This window comes from Shewanella sp. SP1S2-4, assembly GCF_031932075.1.
GTDB classification, from domain to species: Bacteria; Pseudomonadota; Gammaproteobacteria; order Enterobacterales; family Shewanellaceae; genus Shewanella; species Shewanella baltica.
In genome coordinates this window covers 17992-32273 of the sequence record NZ_JAUOET010000018.1, presented here as the reverse complement: position 1 = coordinate 32273, position 14282 = coordinate 17992, and the positions used below count along the sequence as shown (strand labels likewise).

Genomic DNA, 14282 nt, shown 5'->3' with positions numbered 1-14282 from the left:
CAATAAAGTTGCAGCCGGCAATAAAAAACAGCGCGGAGAATGTCCGCGCTGTCGTTAATTTCTATTACTGCTATTCAATCCCTTCAATCGTGTTTACAACACCATGGCCGCAATCCAGCCAAACACTAACAGTGGAATATTGTAGTGGATGAAGGTGGGGATCACGCTGTCACGAATGTGGTCGTGTTGACCATCGGCATTCAAACCCGCAGTAGGACCTAAGGTGGAATCCGATGCTGGCGAGCCCGCATCACCCAGCGCTGCGGCGGTGCCGACTAAAGCGATTGTCGCCGCCACTGAAAAACCAAAACTTAACGCCAATGGCACATAAATGGTCGCGATAATCGGAATGGTGGAGAAAGACGAGCCGATCCCCATCGTGATCAGTAGACCTACTAGCAGCATCAAGAAGGCGGCGAGGGCTTTATTATCACCAATGATGTCGCTAAGCGAAGCCACAAGCGTGCCCACTTCACCGGTTTCTTTCACTACTGCGGCAAAACCTGCGGCAGAAATCATGATAAAGCCGATGTTGGCCATCATGCGCACGCCTTGATTGAAAATATCTTGGTCGGCGACATGCTTTAAGGCGCCCGAGAAACTGAAAATCATGAAGCCGACTAAGGCGCCGAAAATCATCGAATCGGTTTCAAGTTGCACCACTAAGGTGGCTAATATCGCCACTGCGGCAATGATAATATTGCGTTTATTGAGGGTTTCTTCTGGCTCTGCAACCAATACTTTGGCCTCATCGTAGATCCTAGGTTTACGGTAACTGATAAACACAGCTGTCAGTAACCCGACTATCATGCCCGCCGCTGGAATTAACATGGCTGGTGGAATTTGCTCACGTACAGCCGCTAAGCCATTACTGGTTAAGTTGGAAAGCAGAATGTCATTTAAGAAAATGCCACCAAATCCAATCGGTAAAATCATATAGGTTGTGACCAGACCGAAGGTCAAAACACAAGCAACTAAACGACGGTCGATATTCAGCTTGGTCATCGCATGTAACAGTGGTGGCACTAAAATCGGAATGAAGGCGATATGAATAGGTAAAATATTCTGCGAGGCCATCGACATGACAAGTAGCGATAACAGCAGTAACCAGCGAACCCAGTTAGTGTTGGTGGGATTAGGATCTTGCCCAAGACTACTGATGATGCTTCTTGAGATCAGCGTGGTTAAGCCAGAGTGCGATAGTGCGACAGCAAAGGCACCTAATAATGCATAACTGAGCGCAATTTGCGCGCCGCCACCTAAGCCCGTATTAAAGGCATCTATGGTTTGGTGCAGATCCATTCCGCCCACAAGTCCCGCCACAAGGGCGCTCACGGTGAGGGCGATAACTACATTCACCCTAGCTAAACTGAGTGCCAACATTAAGCACACTGCAATAACGACTGCATTCATAGTCAATTTTCTTAATTCTTTAAGCCAAAGACGCTATTTTTGACTGCAAAGGCCGTCGATGTCCAGTTTGCCGAGGGCTTATCTGAAAAATATCTGAAAATGTGATCATGCTGGGTTTTGTCTGTTAGCCGAATGTGGATTGCTGCGCACACAGGATACGCAGATTGCTCTATCCTTAGTCAGGCAAAACGGAAATGCCCTTGAAAAATGTGATATTGGTCTTAAATAGGTTGTAAGGCACTGCACACGACTTATAATGCCTAAAGATTTGATTGGTAAGAACACCTTTTAATCAGTAAGGATTTAACTCGACCTAGGTTGAGGAGAGCATACTGGCGAAAGGGCATCTTGCCTTACACTTAGTTCAACTCATAGATGGAGATATAAAATGAGCGTATTAGTAGGCCGTCAGGCTCCTGATTTTACTGCTGCAGCTGTATTAGGTTCTGGCGAAATCGTTGATAGCTTCAACTTAACTGCAGCCATCAAAGGCAAACCAGCAGTCGTATTCTTCTATCCACTTGACTTCACTTTCGTTTGTCCATCAGAGTTGATCGCATTTGATCACCGTATGGAAGAGTTCACTAAGCGTGGCGTAGAAGTGATTGGTGTGTCTATCGATTCTCAGTTCACTCACAACGCATGGCGCAACACCCCAGTTGAAAAAGGCGGTATTGGCCAAGTTAAGTACACGCTAGTGGCTGACGTTAAACATGAAATCTGTAAAGCATACGATGTTGAGCATCCAGAAGCGGGTGTGGCTTTCCGTGGTTCATTCCTGATTGACAAAGAAGGCATGGTTCGTCACCAAGTTGTTAACGATCTGCCATTAGGCCGTAACGTTGATGAAATGCTACGTATGATCGACGCACTGCAATTCCACGAAGAGCACGGCGATGTATGTCCTGCTGGCTGGGAAAAAGGCGATAAAGGTATGAATGCAAGCACTGAAGGTGTTGCTGCTTACCTGTCTGAAAACGCAAGCTCACTGTAATTAGTACTTGTTAATCACAGTTGTCTGTTAAATGAAAAAAGCTGCCAATGGCAGCTTTTTTGTTTTTAAATGACTTAAGGTCTAGCGTGAACCGCTAAACTTATTCCTCAGTATCGCTTTGTGCATCCAGCGCATCTACGGCCAGTAACGGCCAGCCGCCTAATGATTTCCAACGATTCACTATGTGACAAAAAAGCTCTGCGGTACGTTCGGTATCATATAGCGCAGAATGGGCTTCTTTATTATCGAAGGGAATGCCCGCCATGATGCATGCTTTGGCAAGTACCGTATGACCTATGGCAAGTCCGGCGAGTGTAGCAGTATCGAAAGTAGCAAAAGGATGAAACGGCGAGCGTTTTAAGTCGCAACGTTCAATCGCCTTACTCACAAAACCATGATCAAAGGCGGCATTATGCGCCACTATGATACTGCGATGGCAGTCAGAGGCTTTTTGGGCTTTTTTCACTGCTTTAAAGATTTCTAAAAAGGCTTCTTTCTCGCTCACAGCTCCGCGTAACGGATTAGTGGGATCAATGCCGTTGAATGCTAACGCTTCGGGTTCTAAATTTGCGCCTTCAAAGGGCTCAATGTGGAAGTGTAGGGTTTTGTCGATTCCTATCACGCCTTCATTGTCCATTTTCAGTAGGGTGACGGCAATTTCTAGCAACGCATCGGTTTGAGAGTTGAAGCCCGCAGTTTCGACATCAATGACTACGGGAAAGTAGCCTCGAAATCGGTATTTCAATTTGTTCGCGTCGCAAATGTCACTCATAAAGTACTCTAGAAAATTCACAAGGCGCTATTATGCTAAATGTGTTGGGGTGTGTCATGCTTGATTGATGGTTTTATGAGCTAAAGGAACTAAATAGTTTGCCGATAAAGCCATGTAACCGATTAAACATGAGTAAAGGCTATGTGGCGAAAACTGATATTAGTATCAATTTTATGCGTTCCAGCAACTGCAACGGCAGAGTTGCGCCATTATGTCGCCTCTTTAAGTGATTCCCAATGGCGAGTGAGCGAGAATTCTCCCATCGTTTGTCGCCTCGAGCATGATATCCCTTCTTACGGTAAAGCAATTTTTACCAGCGAAGCGGGTAAGCAGCAGAATATGAATTTTACCTTAGACATGTGGGTAAAACCGGACCAAGTCACGCAAGCTAAGTTAATTAGCCGCGCGCCGCAGTGGCGGCCGGGAGTGGTCTCAAAAGAAATCACTTCACTGCATTATCAAAAGTACTTTAATGGTGAGGTGCCTAAACGTGCCGCTTGGTCTATGTTGGCTGAGTTGAGTCGCGGTATGGAACCGACGTTTTACTATGCTGATTGGTATAACGAGTCAAATAAGATCGCTGTGGGTTTGTCATCGGTTAATTTTGGCCGTAAATATAGCGAGTTCAAAGCTTGTCTAGCACACCTGTTGCCCTATAGTTTTGAAGATATCGCATTTACTGTGCTGAACTATGATGAAGGCGGAACCGATTTAACTCGTTTCTCCCAGCAGCAACTGTCTCGGGTTCAAGAATACTTAGCCTATGATCCTTTGGTGGAGCTAGTGCTGGTGGATGCGTATACCGACAGTTACGGTGGCCGTTCAGTTAACCAAAAAGTCTCGGATAAACGGGCGGAGTCGGTAAAAGATTTCTTTGTTGCCAGCGGTATTCCGCAAGATCGTATCGTTACTGTAGGGCACGGTGAGCGCCGTCATGTGGCTTCGAACGATGATATGGATGAAAGGGCACGTAACCGCCGCGTTGTGATACGGATCAGTAAGCCTTTGTAGTGTATTTGTGCACTGTTTAACCTGTGCCACATCAATATAGTTAAGCCCAATCCAATGCCAAGTCACTGACTTGGCGTTGTTATTTATAGATGCGGAGGTGGTTATTTTTGGATAGCTTGGCAGTATTTCGCTCAACCTCAACCTCAACCTCAACCTCAACCTCAACCTCAACCTCAACCTCAACCTCAACCTCAACCTCAACCTCAACCTTTGCAGCATCAGCGAGCTTTGAATGGGATTATGAGTTTTTCTTATTTGTGATGTTCGCGAGCAGGTAATCGTTAAGCCGCAAATAAAACTAAAGTGAGGCTAGGGCATGAATAGTGATAGCGATTTAAAGCTTGATATCGTCGTAAGTAGGATGGTGTTTGAAATAGATAAAAAAAAGCCCGCTTAAACTAAGCGGGCCGCAAAAATAATGCATTTGCAATCAACAAATTGAAGGAAGGAAGTCAAGCATAAGAACCAGGGAAGAAACTGAAGTGTTGGGAACACACCAGTTTAAAAGTTCTTTGTTTTCGATATCTGCAAGCAGGTATCTCCTGAAAACAAGCACATTCTATGGCGAACTCGACGGTAAAACAAACGAGAAAAATTGCCCATAAACATTAGTAATTCTAATGAAAGCAAAGGTGATCTATGTCACTTAAGTCACTATTTACCTTGATTAATAACTTATAAATCACTATTAGTGCATAATAATACACTTCAATAAGCTTATCCTTGCTGCCATTTTGTTAAATCTGCGATACAACCTAAAAATCTTCTTATTAAGTTACGGCATTGCCATGATTTTTTTTGCTTGTATAGTACTTGCTGAAAAGGCCTTAAGCCCGAAACCACAAGAAGGACGATAACAAGATGGCATTACGATTTCGCCTTGCAAAGCAAGGTTTGTTAGTGGCCACATTGGGAATGGCACTCGGTGCCTGCCAAAGTGGCAATGCACCTGAACAAAATTCGACTGAGCAGGCAAGCGCAAATAAATTGGTTTATCCTGTGACTCAAAAAGATGATCTCGTCGAAACCATTCACGGTGTTGCCGTGGCGGACCCTTACCGCCATTTAGAGGCCAATACGCCAGAAACGGAAGCTTGGGTTAAAGAACAACAAGCCTTCGGTCAAGCCTATTTAGCCAAGATCCCCAATAAACAAGCTGTGGTCGATCGCATCACTGAGTTGTGGAATTACGAAAAAGTCTCCGCCCCATTTGAGAATGGCGACAATCAATTTTACTACCGTAATGATGGCCTGCAGGCGCAATCTGTTTTGTATGTAAAAGGGTTAGATGGCGTTGAAAAGCCAGTTCTCGATCCAAACAAACTGTCTGCGGATGGCACTGTGGCACTATCAGGTGTTGCAGTGAGTAATGACGGTAAAATTTTAGCCTATGGCGTGTCAAATTCGGGCTCAGATTGGCAGCAATGGCAATTTGTTGATATCGCAACCGGTAAGAAACTTGCCGATGAATTGAAATGGATTAAATTTTCTAGCGCAGTCTGGGATAAAGAAAACCAAGGTGTGTTTTATGCTCGCTATGATGCCCCTGCGGGTGGAGATGTCTTAGCCGACGTTAATTTCAACCAAAAAGTGTATTACCATAAATTAGGCACAGATCAGCGCCAAGATTTATTGATTTACGAGCGCCCACAGAATAAAGATTGGGGCTTTGGTATCGAGGTATCCGAGAAAGGCGAATACTTATTACTGTCGATTTCTCAAGGTACGGATAAGCGTAATCGTTTCTTCTATAAATCCTTATTTGAGCCTAAATCACAAGTGGTGGAATTGATCCTCAACTTAGAAGCTGAATATGAGTTTCTCGGTAATGATGGTTCAGTGTTTTATTTTAAAACCGACTTAGATGCGCCTAATGGGAAAGTGATTGCGATTGATACCCGCAATAGCGATAAATCCCAATGGCAAACCATTATTCCAGAGTCTACAGATCCGATAAATAACGTCGCCATAATTAATGACCATTTAGTGGTGAGTTATTTACATGATGTATTAGGTCAATTATCGATTTACAGCATGGGTGGGCAGAAACGCCAAGACGTGGCATTACCTGGTCAAGGCAATGTGGCTGGGCCTTTTGGTAAAGCAAGCAAAGACTATTTCTATTATGTGTTTAATAGCTATATTCAACCTGAAACCACCTATAAGTTTGACTTTAAAACCGCTGAATCAAGCGTAATTGCCAAACCTAAAGTATCGTTTAATCCCGATGACTATGTTTCTGAGCAAGTGTTTTATCGCAGTAAAGACGGCACGCGTGTGCCTATGATGCTGTCCTACAAAAAAGGCCTAGTGAAGAACGGTCAAAACCCAACATTACTGTATGCCTATGGTGGCTTTGCCATTTCGATGACACCACGCTTTAGTCCGGCCAACATTGCTTGGTTAGATATGGGCGGTATTTACGCTGTGCCGAGTTTACGTGGCGGCGCTGAATACGGTGAAAGCTGGCATCAAGCGGGTATGTTCGATAAAAAGCAAAATGTGTTTGATGACTATTTTGCCGCCGCGGAATATCTAGTGAGTGAAAAATACACTAATAGCACTAAGTTAGGTGCCTATGGCCGCAGTAACGGTGGTCTGTTGATGGGCGCTGCGGTAACTCAACGCCCTGAACTTTTCGCCGCGGTATTACCTGCGGTGGGCGTACTGGATATGCTGCGCTTCCACAAGTTCACTATCGGTTGGGCTTGGACGAGTGAATATGGCAGTGCCGATAAAGCCGATCAATTCCCAGCGCTATTGGCTTATTCGCCTTATCACAATGTGAAAGAGCAAGCTTACCCAGCGACTATGGTAATGACGGCCGATCATGATGATCGCGTCGTGCCATTGCACAGTTTCAAGTTTGCGGCCATGTTGCAAGATAAGCAACAAGGCACTGAACCTGTGATTATGCGTATCGAGTCTAATGCGGGTCACGGAGCGGGTAAACCAACGGCGATGAAGATTGACGAATTTGCCGATATCTACAGTTTCTTGTGGCAGAGTTTTGGCTTAACACTGCCACAAACTATCGCAAAATAACTAACTATGTTAATAAAATGGGGTCCTTTGACCCCATTGTTTTTTACAATTGCTCCTATTCATCTGAAACCCGCGCTATTCCTATCTATATCTTCGTCGGGTCATTCACAAGTCTTGTTTCCCTAGGTATAGTAAGCGTCAATTTTTCAACCAAAATTTGCTTATTTTCAAATGATGTTTCATTGGCCTATTTCAGTCTATTACGAAGACACCGATGCTGGCGGCGTTGTCTATCATTCGAACTATCTCAACTTTTTTGAGCGGGCGAGAACCGAGTGGCTAAAAGCCCTTGGCGTGAGTCAGACTGCGCTTTTAGCCGACGATACCGCCTTTGTGGTAAAGCGTGCGGAATTAGATTTTCGCAAAGCGGCACGTTTTGAACAGAACCTTATTGTTGAAACTAAGGTCATAGAGTTGAAAAAGGCCTCGTTGATCTTTCATCAACGCTTGGTCGATAAACAGGGAGACTGTTATTGTGAAGGCACAGTGCTGGTTGTTTGTGTTGCGCTGTCACGAATGCGTCCCCGAGCTATTCCCTTAAATATTGTGCAGGAGTTTGACAGTGCAAGCTGATATGTCGATTGTTGGGTTATTTTTACAAGCCAGTTTATTAGTGAAATTTGTTATGTTCACCTTACTTTGCTTGTCAGTGATGTCTTGGACGGTGATTTTACAACGCCGTAGCTTACTGACATCCGCAAAAAGTAAATCGGCGAAGTTTGAAGATAAATTTTGGTCTGGCGTTGATTTAAACCGTTTATATAAAGAATTATCAACTCGTCCAGATAATAGCGGTTTAGAGTCATTATTTGTCACTGGCTTTAAGGAATATTCACGCCTGAATAAATTAAATAGCAAAGTGCCTGATGCTGTGATGGACGGTACATCACGTGCGATGCGTGTGACACTTTCTCGCGAAATGGAAAAGTTAGAAGCAAACTTACCCTTATTAGCGACCATAGGTTCGACTAGCCCTTATATCGGTTTATTTGGTACGGTATGGGGGATTATGAATTCATTTATCGCCATTGGTTCGATGGAAAACGCGACCTTAGCTATGGTGGCCCCAGGTATTGCTGAAGCCTTGATTGCAACGGCTATGGGTCTATTTGCTGCGATCCCAGCGGTTATTGCGTACAACCGTTTTTCGACTCAAGTCGATAAATTAGAAATGGCCTACGCAAACTTTATGGAAGAGTTCTCCAGCATTTTGCATCGCCAAGCATACAGTGAGAAGGAAGGGGCATAATGCAACCAGCTTATCAGCGCAAACGTCGTCGCCCCGTTGCCGAAATCAACGTGGTGCCCTATATCGACGTGATGCTCGTGCTGTTAATTATTTTTATGGTAACAGCGCCCATAGTCACTCAAGGGGTAAAAGTGGAGCTGCCTCAAGGGGCTGCGGAAGTTTTACCCGCTGATAGTAAACCGCCAGTGGTGGCTTCGATTGACGGTGACGGTGATTATTATTTGAATAAAGGTGGTTCAACCAACGTTCCTATGGACTTGGAAGAGCTCGCGACGGAAGTTGCTGCGCTTATGGTGACAGAGCCTGAGCGTCCCGTGGTGGTTAAGGCCGATAGAAATATTCCTTACGATAAAGTGATTCAGTTGATGGTGACACTGCAGCAAGCTGGCGTGCCATCAGTCGGTTTGATGACGGATTCACCCAAGGAGAAATAGGTGGCAGATAAGTCAGATGTAACATTACCTCTGTCAATTTCAGCGGGTATTCATATTGGCGTGATAATTATTCTGGCGTTGGGGATAGATTTTTCTCATAAACCTGAGCCTATGCAACAAGTTAGTGCGCCAGCGGTTAAAGCTGTGATGGTTGATCAGCAAAAAGTCGCTAATCAAGTTGAGAAACTTAAGCAAGAAAAGCGTGATGCTGAACGCCGTGAGCAAGAACGCCAAGCCGAGCTTGAGCGCAAAGCGCAAGAAGCGAAGCAAGCGCGCGAACGTGAACAGGCTCAAATTAAAAAGCTAGAGCAAGAACGTAAGCAGCAGGAAATTGAAACCCAAAAGGCCAACGAAGCGGCCAAGCTCGCTCAAGTAAAACAGCAGCAGGAAAAGGAAAAAGCAGTTAAAGCCGAAGCCGACCGTAAGCTGAAAGAGCAGGAGCGTAAAGTCGCTGAAGATGCCGCGCAGAAAGCTGCGGAAAAACGCAAAGTGGAAGAAGCTGCAGCAGCAAAAGCCGAGACCGATCGTAAGCAGAAGGAGGCGGAAGCTAAGGCCAAAGCTGATAAAGCCAAGGCTGATGCAGAAGCGAAAGCCAAGGCCGAAGCTAAAGCTAAAGCAGATGCTAAGGCCAAAGCGGATGCTGAAGCCAAAGCCCGCGCCCAGCAGGAGCAGGAAATGGCCGATGCATTAGCGGCGGAGCAGGCGGCATTGTCGCAAACCATGAATAAGCAGATGCAGAGTGAAGTGGGTAAGTATCAGGCAATGATTAAATCGACTATCCAACGAAATTTGGTGGTGGATGAATCTATGCGTGGCAAGACTTGTACTGTCTCTGTACGATTAGCAAATGATGGTTTTGTGATCAGCAGTCAAACTAAAGGCGGTGATCCAAATGTTTGTCGTGCAGCAAAAGCAGCGATTTTGAAGGCGGGTAAATTGCCAGTGTCTCCGGACCCTGCGGTTTATAACTTGATGAAAGAAATTAACTTAATCGTTGAACCAACGTTTTAATTAAAGGAGTCCCATGAAAATATTGGCAAAATGGTTAGCATTGGCGGTTCTGCTTTGCACCACCCCCGCAAAAGCGGCATTGGATATTGTGATCACAGAAGGTGTTGATGCTGCGCGTCCTATCGCTGTGATGCCTTTTGTTTGGCAAGGTCCTGGCGCCGCGCCGCAAGCGATTGCGGATGTAGTGATGTCAGACTTAGTACGTAGCGGTACGTTTAAACCTTTAGACGAACTTGGACTGCCTCAGCGTAATATTGGCACTGTGGCACAGTTTCAAGCTAATTCTTGGTCAAGTGTTGGCGCCGAAGCGTTAGTGCTAGGCACCGTTAAACCTTATGGTACCGATCAATATTTGGTGAGCTTTGATTTAATTGATTTAGTCAAAGCTCAAAACCAAGCGTTGAAAGGCCCAGTTAGTGCAACAGAATTTTTGATGGACAGCCGTCAAACTGTGATTTCAGCGGCGCAATTTCGCCAATATGGACACAGGATCAGCGATATCGTCTATGAAAAGTTAACTGGTATTCGCGGCGCATTCTTAACGCGGATCTCCTATGTTGTGGTCAATCATACTCAAAAAGCCCCATATCAATTGATGGTTGCTGATTATGATGGCGTTAATGAACAAATGTTACTGCGCTCGCCAGAGCCGTTGATGTCACCGACTTGGTCACCCGATGGTCGTCGTTTAGCGTATGTTAGCTTTGAAAACAAAAAAGCTGAGATCTTCGTGCAAGACCTTTATACCCAAGTGCGCACTAAAGTGAGCTCTTTCCCTGGTATTAACGGTGCGCCGGCGTTCTCACCCGATGGTAAATCTTTGGCTGTGACTTTATCTAAAGACGGTCAGCCTGAAATTTACATCATAGATATTGCAACTAAAGCGATTAAGCGTATTACCAATCACTATGCTATCGATACTGAGCCATCATGGTATCCTGATGGAAAGTCGCTGATTTTTACATCAGAGCGCGGTGGTAGACCACAGATTTATCGCGTAGAGTTGAGCTCAGGTAAAGTCAGTCGCGAGACCTTTGAAGGTGAATGGAACCTCGGTGGTTCAATTACCCCTGATGGTCGCAGTATGATTTTTGTTAATCGCACGAACGGTAAATTTAATATTGCGCGTATGGATTTAAGTACGCGTTTTATGCAGGTGCTGACATCGACACGTTTGGATGAATCTCCAAGTGTGGCCCCTAATGGTACTATGGTGATCTATGGCACTACATACCAAGGCAAGCAAGTATTAGCAGCTGTTTCTACGGATGGACGTTTTAAAGCAAGATTACCGGCAGGTCAAGGTGAGGTGAAATCACCTTCTTGGTCACCGTTTCTCTAATGTTATACCTTGATTTAATCACATTTAATTTTATAAGGAACACGTAATGGATCTGAATAAGTTGTTAAAAGCTATGTTGGTAGCACTTCCAATTATGGCTCTTAGTGCATGTAGCTCAACTTCAGAATCAGAAACTGATGCAATGGGCTCAACAAACGGTTCAGGTAGTGAGCTGAATGGTGGTGGCATTCAAACTGGTGGTGTAGGCGCAATGTTGTCTGCTGAAGAGCAACAACGCCAGCAGTTAGAAGACTTAAGAAAGCAACACATCATTTACTTCGACTTTGACCGCAGTGAAGTTCAAACTGATTTCGCCGCAATATTAGAAGCCCATGGCACTTACTTAGTTGAGCACCCAAGTGTGCGCGTACTGATTGAAGGTCATGCGGATGAGCGTGGCACGCCTGAGTACAACATTGCTCTGGGCGAGCGTCGTGCTAAAGCCGTTGCTAAATACCTACAAGGTATGGGCGTACAGCCAAGCCAAATGAGCATAGTCAGCTATGGCGAAGAAAAACCACTTGATTTTTCTCGCACTGATGAAGGTTTTGGCAAAAACCGTCGTGCAGTTTTAGTTTACTAAGATTGAATCTCGGAGAGTAACACAATGAAACGTGCCGTCTTAATTACGGCAATGTTCCTTGGTGCAGGTGCTGCTGTTGCAGCACCTGCTCCTGTGGAAGATATTGCTGGTGGTTCGGGTGATGACAGACTTGCTCGCATAGAACGTATTGTAAAATCAAGACAACAAAGCGAGCTCGATATGCAGCGCCGTCTTGATACACTGCAGCAGGAAGTGCTCGATTTACGTGGTTTAACCGAACAACAGAATTATCAGATTGAGCAGATGCAACAGCGTCAGCGTCAGTTATATGATGAACTTGCTAATTTATCCTCAAAGGCATCTGCCGCTCCTGCAGCCGCAGCTGCGACATCCACACCTTCTGTAGCCTCGACGAATGCGGCTTCAAGTAGTTTAAGTGAAACTGCAAGCTATGAGAGTGCAGTTAACTTAGTCTTGAAAGAGCGTAAGTATGATGATGCGATTCCTGCCTTCCGTGCTTTTATCAAACAATACCCAGATTCTGTGTATGCTGCGAATGCTAACTATTGGTTAGGACAGCTGTTATTTAATAAGAGCGAGTTTGCAGAAGCCAAACAAGCCTTCAAAACTGTGGTTGACCGTTTTAGTGATTCTAATAAACGCGGTGACAGTTTAGTGAAGCTTGGCATGATCGCCGAGAAAACCGGTGACAAGGCTGGGGCGACGCAATACTACCAACAAGTCGTCAAAGATTACGCAAACAGCGCAGCAGCGCGCATTGCACAGCAGCAACTGGCTGCAATTAAAGCGTAATTAACTAAAAAACATACTCTTAGTCTGTTTTTCATGCAAACGACAAAAAATTGGGAATTTGCGCTTGCATGAGAAGATGAAAAAGGTATTATAGGCGCCCTCAGAGCGGCGAGGTCGTTCGGGGCGTAAAATACCAGTAAATGGGTCGTTAGCTCAGTCGGTAGAGCAGTTGGCTTTTAACCAATTGGTCGAAGGTTCGAATCCTTCACGACCCACCACTTACTCTAACAAATAGAATAAGTTAGTGGTATTTAACGAGATAGTAAGTAGTAAAATTGGTCGTTAGCTCAGTCGCTTTTTTATAAAGCTAGGGCAGTTGGCTTTTAACCAATCAGTTGAATGGTTCTAATCCTTGATGACACACCACTTTACTGAAAGTGAATAAATCAGCGCAACACCAGATGGGTCGTTAGCTCAGTCGGTAGAGCAGTTGGCTTTTAACCAATTGGTCGAAGGTTCGAATCCTTCACGACCCACCACTTTACTGAAAGTGCATAAATCAGCGCAAAACCTAGATGGGTCGTTAGCTCAGTCGCTTTTTTATAAAGCTAGGGCAGTTGGCTTTTAACCAATCAGTCGAATGGTTCTAATCCTCCACGACACTCCACTTTACTGAAAGTGCATAAATCAGCGTAATACCTAGATGGGTCGTTAGCTCAGTCGGTAGAGCAGTTGGCTTTTAACCAATTGGTCGAAGGTTCGAATCCTTCACGACCCACCACTTATTATTCGCATTATAAATGCCAAAAATAAGTGAATAGTTTTATCGCAATACCTAGATGGGTCGTTAGCTCAGTCGGTAGAGCAGTTGGCTTTTAACCAATTGGTCGAAGGTTCGAATCCTTCACGACCCACCACTTATTATCAGCATGATAAATGCCAAAAATAAGTGAACCGTATTATCGCAATATCTAGATGGATCGTTAGCTCAGTCGCTTTTTTATAAAGCTAGGGCAGTTGGCTTTTAACCAATCAGTCGAATGGTTTTAATCCTGCACGGCACTCCACTTTACTGAAAGTGCATAAATCAGCGCAACACCAGATGGGTCGTTAGCTCAGTCGGTAGAGCAGTTGGCTTTTAACCAATTGGTCGAAGGTTCGAATCCTTCACGACCCACCACTTTACTGAAAGTGCATAAATCAGCGCAACACCAGATGGGTCGTTAGCTCAGTCGCTTTTTTTAATAAAGCTAGGGCAGTTGGCTTTTAACCAATCAGTCGAATGGTTCTAATCCTTTACGAGACACCACTTTACTGAAAGTGCATAAATCAGCGCAATACCTAGATGGGTCGTTAGCTCAGTCGGTAGAGCAGTTGGCTTTTAACCAATTGGTCGAAGGTTCGAATCCTTCACGACCCACCACTTATTATCAGCATGATAAATGCAACAAATAAGTGAACAGTTATATCGCAATACCTAGATGGGTCGTTAGCTCAGTCGGTAGAGCAGTTGGCTTTTAACCAATTGGTCGAAGGTTCGAATCCTTCACGACCCACCACTTATTACCCCGCTTTATCTCTCTCAAGTTCCTCCATGAATTTCCCAAGTTAAATTCCAATTCTCAGTACTAGATTTAATACCTTCGTTTTACTTATTTCGTTTCAAATATTTTCCTAACATATTATTTATCCTGACATTTTCTACTTTTGTCTC

12 protein-coding genes and 8 tRNA genes are annotated in these 14282 nt (G+C 44.7%); 18 read left to right on the top strand and 2 right to left on the bottom strand.

What is annotated here, in order from left to right; all coding sequences use genetic code 11:
• Positions 1 to 93: 93 nt before the first annotated feature.
• Positions 94 to 1413, bottom strand: a complete 1320-nt coding sequence (locus Q4Q52_RS15565; RefSeq protein ID WP_311991026.1) for a Na+/H+ antiporter family protein — start codon at positions 1411 to 1413, stop codon at positions 94 to 96.
• A gap of 388 nt (positions 1414 to 1801) precedes the next feature.
• On the opposite strand from Q4Q52_RS15565, the gene Q4Q52_RS15560 reads away from it, so the two are divergent.
• On the top strand, positions 1802 to 2407 hold the full coding sequence (locus Q4Q52_RS15560; RefSeq protein ID WP_006081247.1) for a peroxiredoxin C: 606 nt from the start codon (positions 1802 to 1804) through the stop codon (positions 2405 to 2407).
• 100 nt (positions 2408 to 2507) lie between these two features.
• Here Q4Q52_RS15560 and rnt read toward each other — a convergent pair whose 3' ends face one another.
• Positions 2508 to 3179, bottom strand: coding sequence for a ribonuclease T (rnt, locus tag Q4Q52_RS15555; protein ID WP_311898924.1), 672 nt, complete (start codon positions 3177 to 3179; stop codon positions 2508 to 2510).
• 141 nt (positions 3180 to 3320) lie between these two features.
• On the opposite strand from rnt, the gene motY reads away from it, so the two are divergent.
• The 17 genes from motY (at position 3321) to Q4Q52_RS15470 (ending at position 14127) form a co-directional block, all read left to right on the top strand.
• Positions 3321 to 4190, top strand: a complete 870-nt coding sequence (gene motY / locus Q4Q52_RS15550; protein ID WP_063883092.1) for a flagellar protein MotY — start codon at positions 3321 to 3323, stop codon at positions 4188 to 4190.
• Between the two features lie 861 nt (positions 4191 to 5051).
• Positions 5052 to 7235, top strand: coding sequence for a prolyl oligopeptidase family serine peptidase (locus Q4Q52_RS15545; RefSeq protein WP_311991025.1), 2184 nt, complete (start codon positions 5052 to 5054; stop codon positions 7233 to 7235).
• A 171-nt stretch (positions 7236 to 7406) separates the two neighbouring features.
• A complete protein-coding gene (ybgC, locus tag Q4Q52_RS15540) occupies positions 7407 to 7808 on the top strand; it encodes a tol-pal system-associated acyl-CoA thioesterase (protein ID WP_006081251.1) in 402 nt (133 codons plus the stop codon).
• Positions 7798 to 8484, top strand: coding sequence for a protein TolQ (gene tolQ / locus Q4Q52_RS15535; protein WP_006081252.1), 687 nt, complete (start codon positions 7798 to 7800; stop codon positions 8482 to 8484). Before ybgC ends, tolQ begins: the two co-directional genes overlap by 11 nt.
• Positions 8484 to 8918, top strand: coding sequence for a protein TolR (gene tolR, locus Q4Q52_RS15530; protein ID WP_106650233.1), 435 nt, complete (start codon positions 8484 to 8486; stop codon positions 8916 to 8918). The genes tolQ and tolR overlap by 1 nt, the downstream gene beginning before the upstream one ends.
• Entirely contained in the window at positions 8919 to 9929 is a 1011-nt protein-coding gene (gene tolA, locus Q4Q52_RS15525; RefSeq protein WP_106650234.1) for a cell envelope integrity protein TolA, read from the top strand.
• Between the two features lie 13 nt (positions 9930 to 9942).
• On the top strand, positions 9943 to 11271 hold the full coding sequence (gene tolB, locus Q4Q52_RS15520) for a Tol-Pal system beta propeller repeat protein TolB (protein ID WP_006081255.1): 1329 nt from the start codon (positions 9943 to 9945) through the stop codon (positions 11269 to 11271).
• A gap of 46 nt (positions 11272 to 11317) precedes the next feature.
• Complete coding sequence (gene pal, locus Q4Q52_RS15515; RefSeq protein WP_220592695.1) at positions 11318 to 11854, top strand: peptidoglycan-associated lipoprotein Pal; 537 nt, start codon at positions 11318 to 11320, stop codon at positions 11852 to 11854.
• Between the two features lie 24 nt (positions 11855 to 11878).
• A complete protein-coding gene (gene ybgF, locus Q4Q52_RS15510) occupies positions 11879 to 12628 on the top strand; it encodes a tol-pal system protein YbgF (RefSeq protein WP_011846551.1) in 750 nt (249 codons plus the stop codon).
• Positions 12629 to 12770: 142 nt separating this feature from the next.
• A tRNA-Lys gene (locus Q4Q52_RS15505) sits at positions 12771 to 12846 on the top strand.
• 185 nt (positions 12847 to 13031) lie between these two features.
• Positions 13032 to 13107, top strand: a tRNA-Lys gene (locus tag Q4Q52_RS15500).
• 38 nt (positions 13108 to 13145) lie between these two features.
• Positions 13146 to 13235 (top strand) — tRNA-Lys (locus Q4Q52_RS15495).
• A 38-nt stretch (positions 13236 to 13273) separates the two neighbouring features.
• A tRNA-Lys gene (locus Q4Q52_RS15490) sits at positions 13274 to 13349 on the top strand.
• 60 nt (positions 13350 to 13409) lie between these two features.
• Positions 13410 to 13485 (top strand) — tRNA-Lys (locus Q4Q52_RS15485).
• Positions 13486 to 13672: 187 nt separating this feature from the next.
• Positions 13673 to 13748: transfer RNA gene (locus tag Q4Q52_RS15480), tRNA-Lys, on the top strand.
• A gap of 167 nt (positions 13749 to 13915) precedes the next feature.
• A tRNA-Lys gene (locus Q4Q52_RS15475) sits at positions 13916 to 13991 on the top strand.
• A gap of 60 nt (positions 13992 to 14051) precedes the next feature.
• Positions 14052 to 14127 (top strand) — tRNA-Lys (locus tag Q4Q52_RS15470).
• The last annotated feature ends 155 nt before the right edge of the window (positions 14128 to 14282 follow it).

Excerpts from the sequence above, each read along its gene's own strand:
- Q4Q52_RS15565 (WP_311991026.1), bottom strand. The coding sequence starts at position 1,413 with ATGAATGCAGTCGTTATTGCAGTGTGCTTAATGTTGGCACTCAGTTTA.
- tolB (WP_006081255.1), top strand. The coding sequence starts at position 9,943 with ATGAAAATATTGGCAAAATGGTTAGCATTGGCGGTTCTGCTTTGCACC.
- tolR (WP_106650233.1), top strand. The coding sequence starts at position 8,484 with ATGCAACCAGCTTATCAGCGCAAACGTCGTCGCCCCGTTGCCGAAATC.
- motY (WP_063883092.1), top strand. The coding sequence starts at position 3,321 with ATGTGGCGAAAACTGATATTAGTATCAATTTTATGCGTTCCAGCAACT.
- pal (WP_220592695.1), top strand. The coding sequence starts at position 11,318 with ATGGATCTGAATAAGTTGTTAAAAGCTATGTTGGTAGCACTTCCAATT.
- ybgC (WP_006081251.1), top strand. The coding sequence starts at position 7,407 with ATGATGTTTCATTGGCCTATTTCAGTCTATTACGAAGACACCGATGCT.
- Q4Q52_RS15545 (WP_311991025.1), top strand. The coding sequence starts at position 5,052 with ATGGCATTACGATTTCGCCTTGCAAAGCAAGGTTTGTTAGTGGCCACA.
- ybgF (WP_011846551.1), top strand. The coding sequence starts at position 11,879 with ATGAAACGTGCCGTCTTAATTACGGCAATGTTCCTTGGTGCAGGTGCT.
- rnt (WP_311898924.1), bottom strand. The coding sequence starts at position 3,179 with ATGAGTGACATTTGCGACGCGAACAAATTGAAATACCGATTTCGAGGC.
- Q4Q52_RS15560 (WP_006081247.1), top strand. The coding sequence starts at position 1,802 with ATGAGCGTATTAGTAGGCCGTCAGGCTCCTGATTTTACTGCTGCAGCT.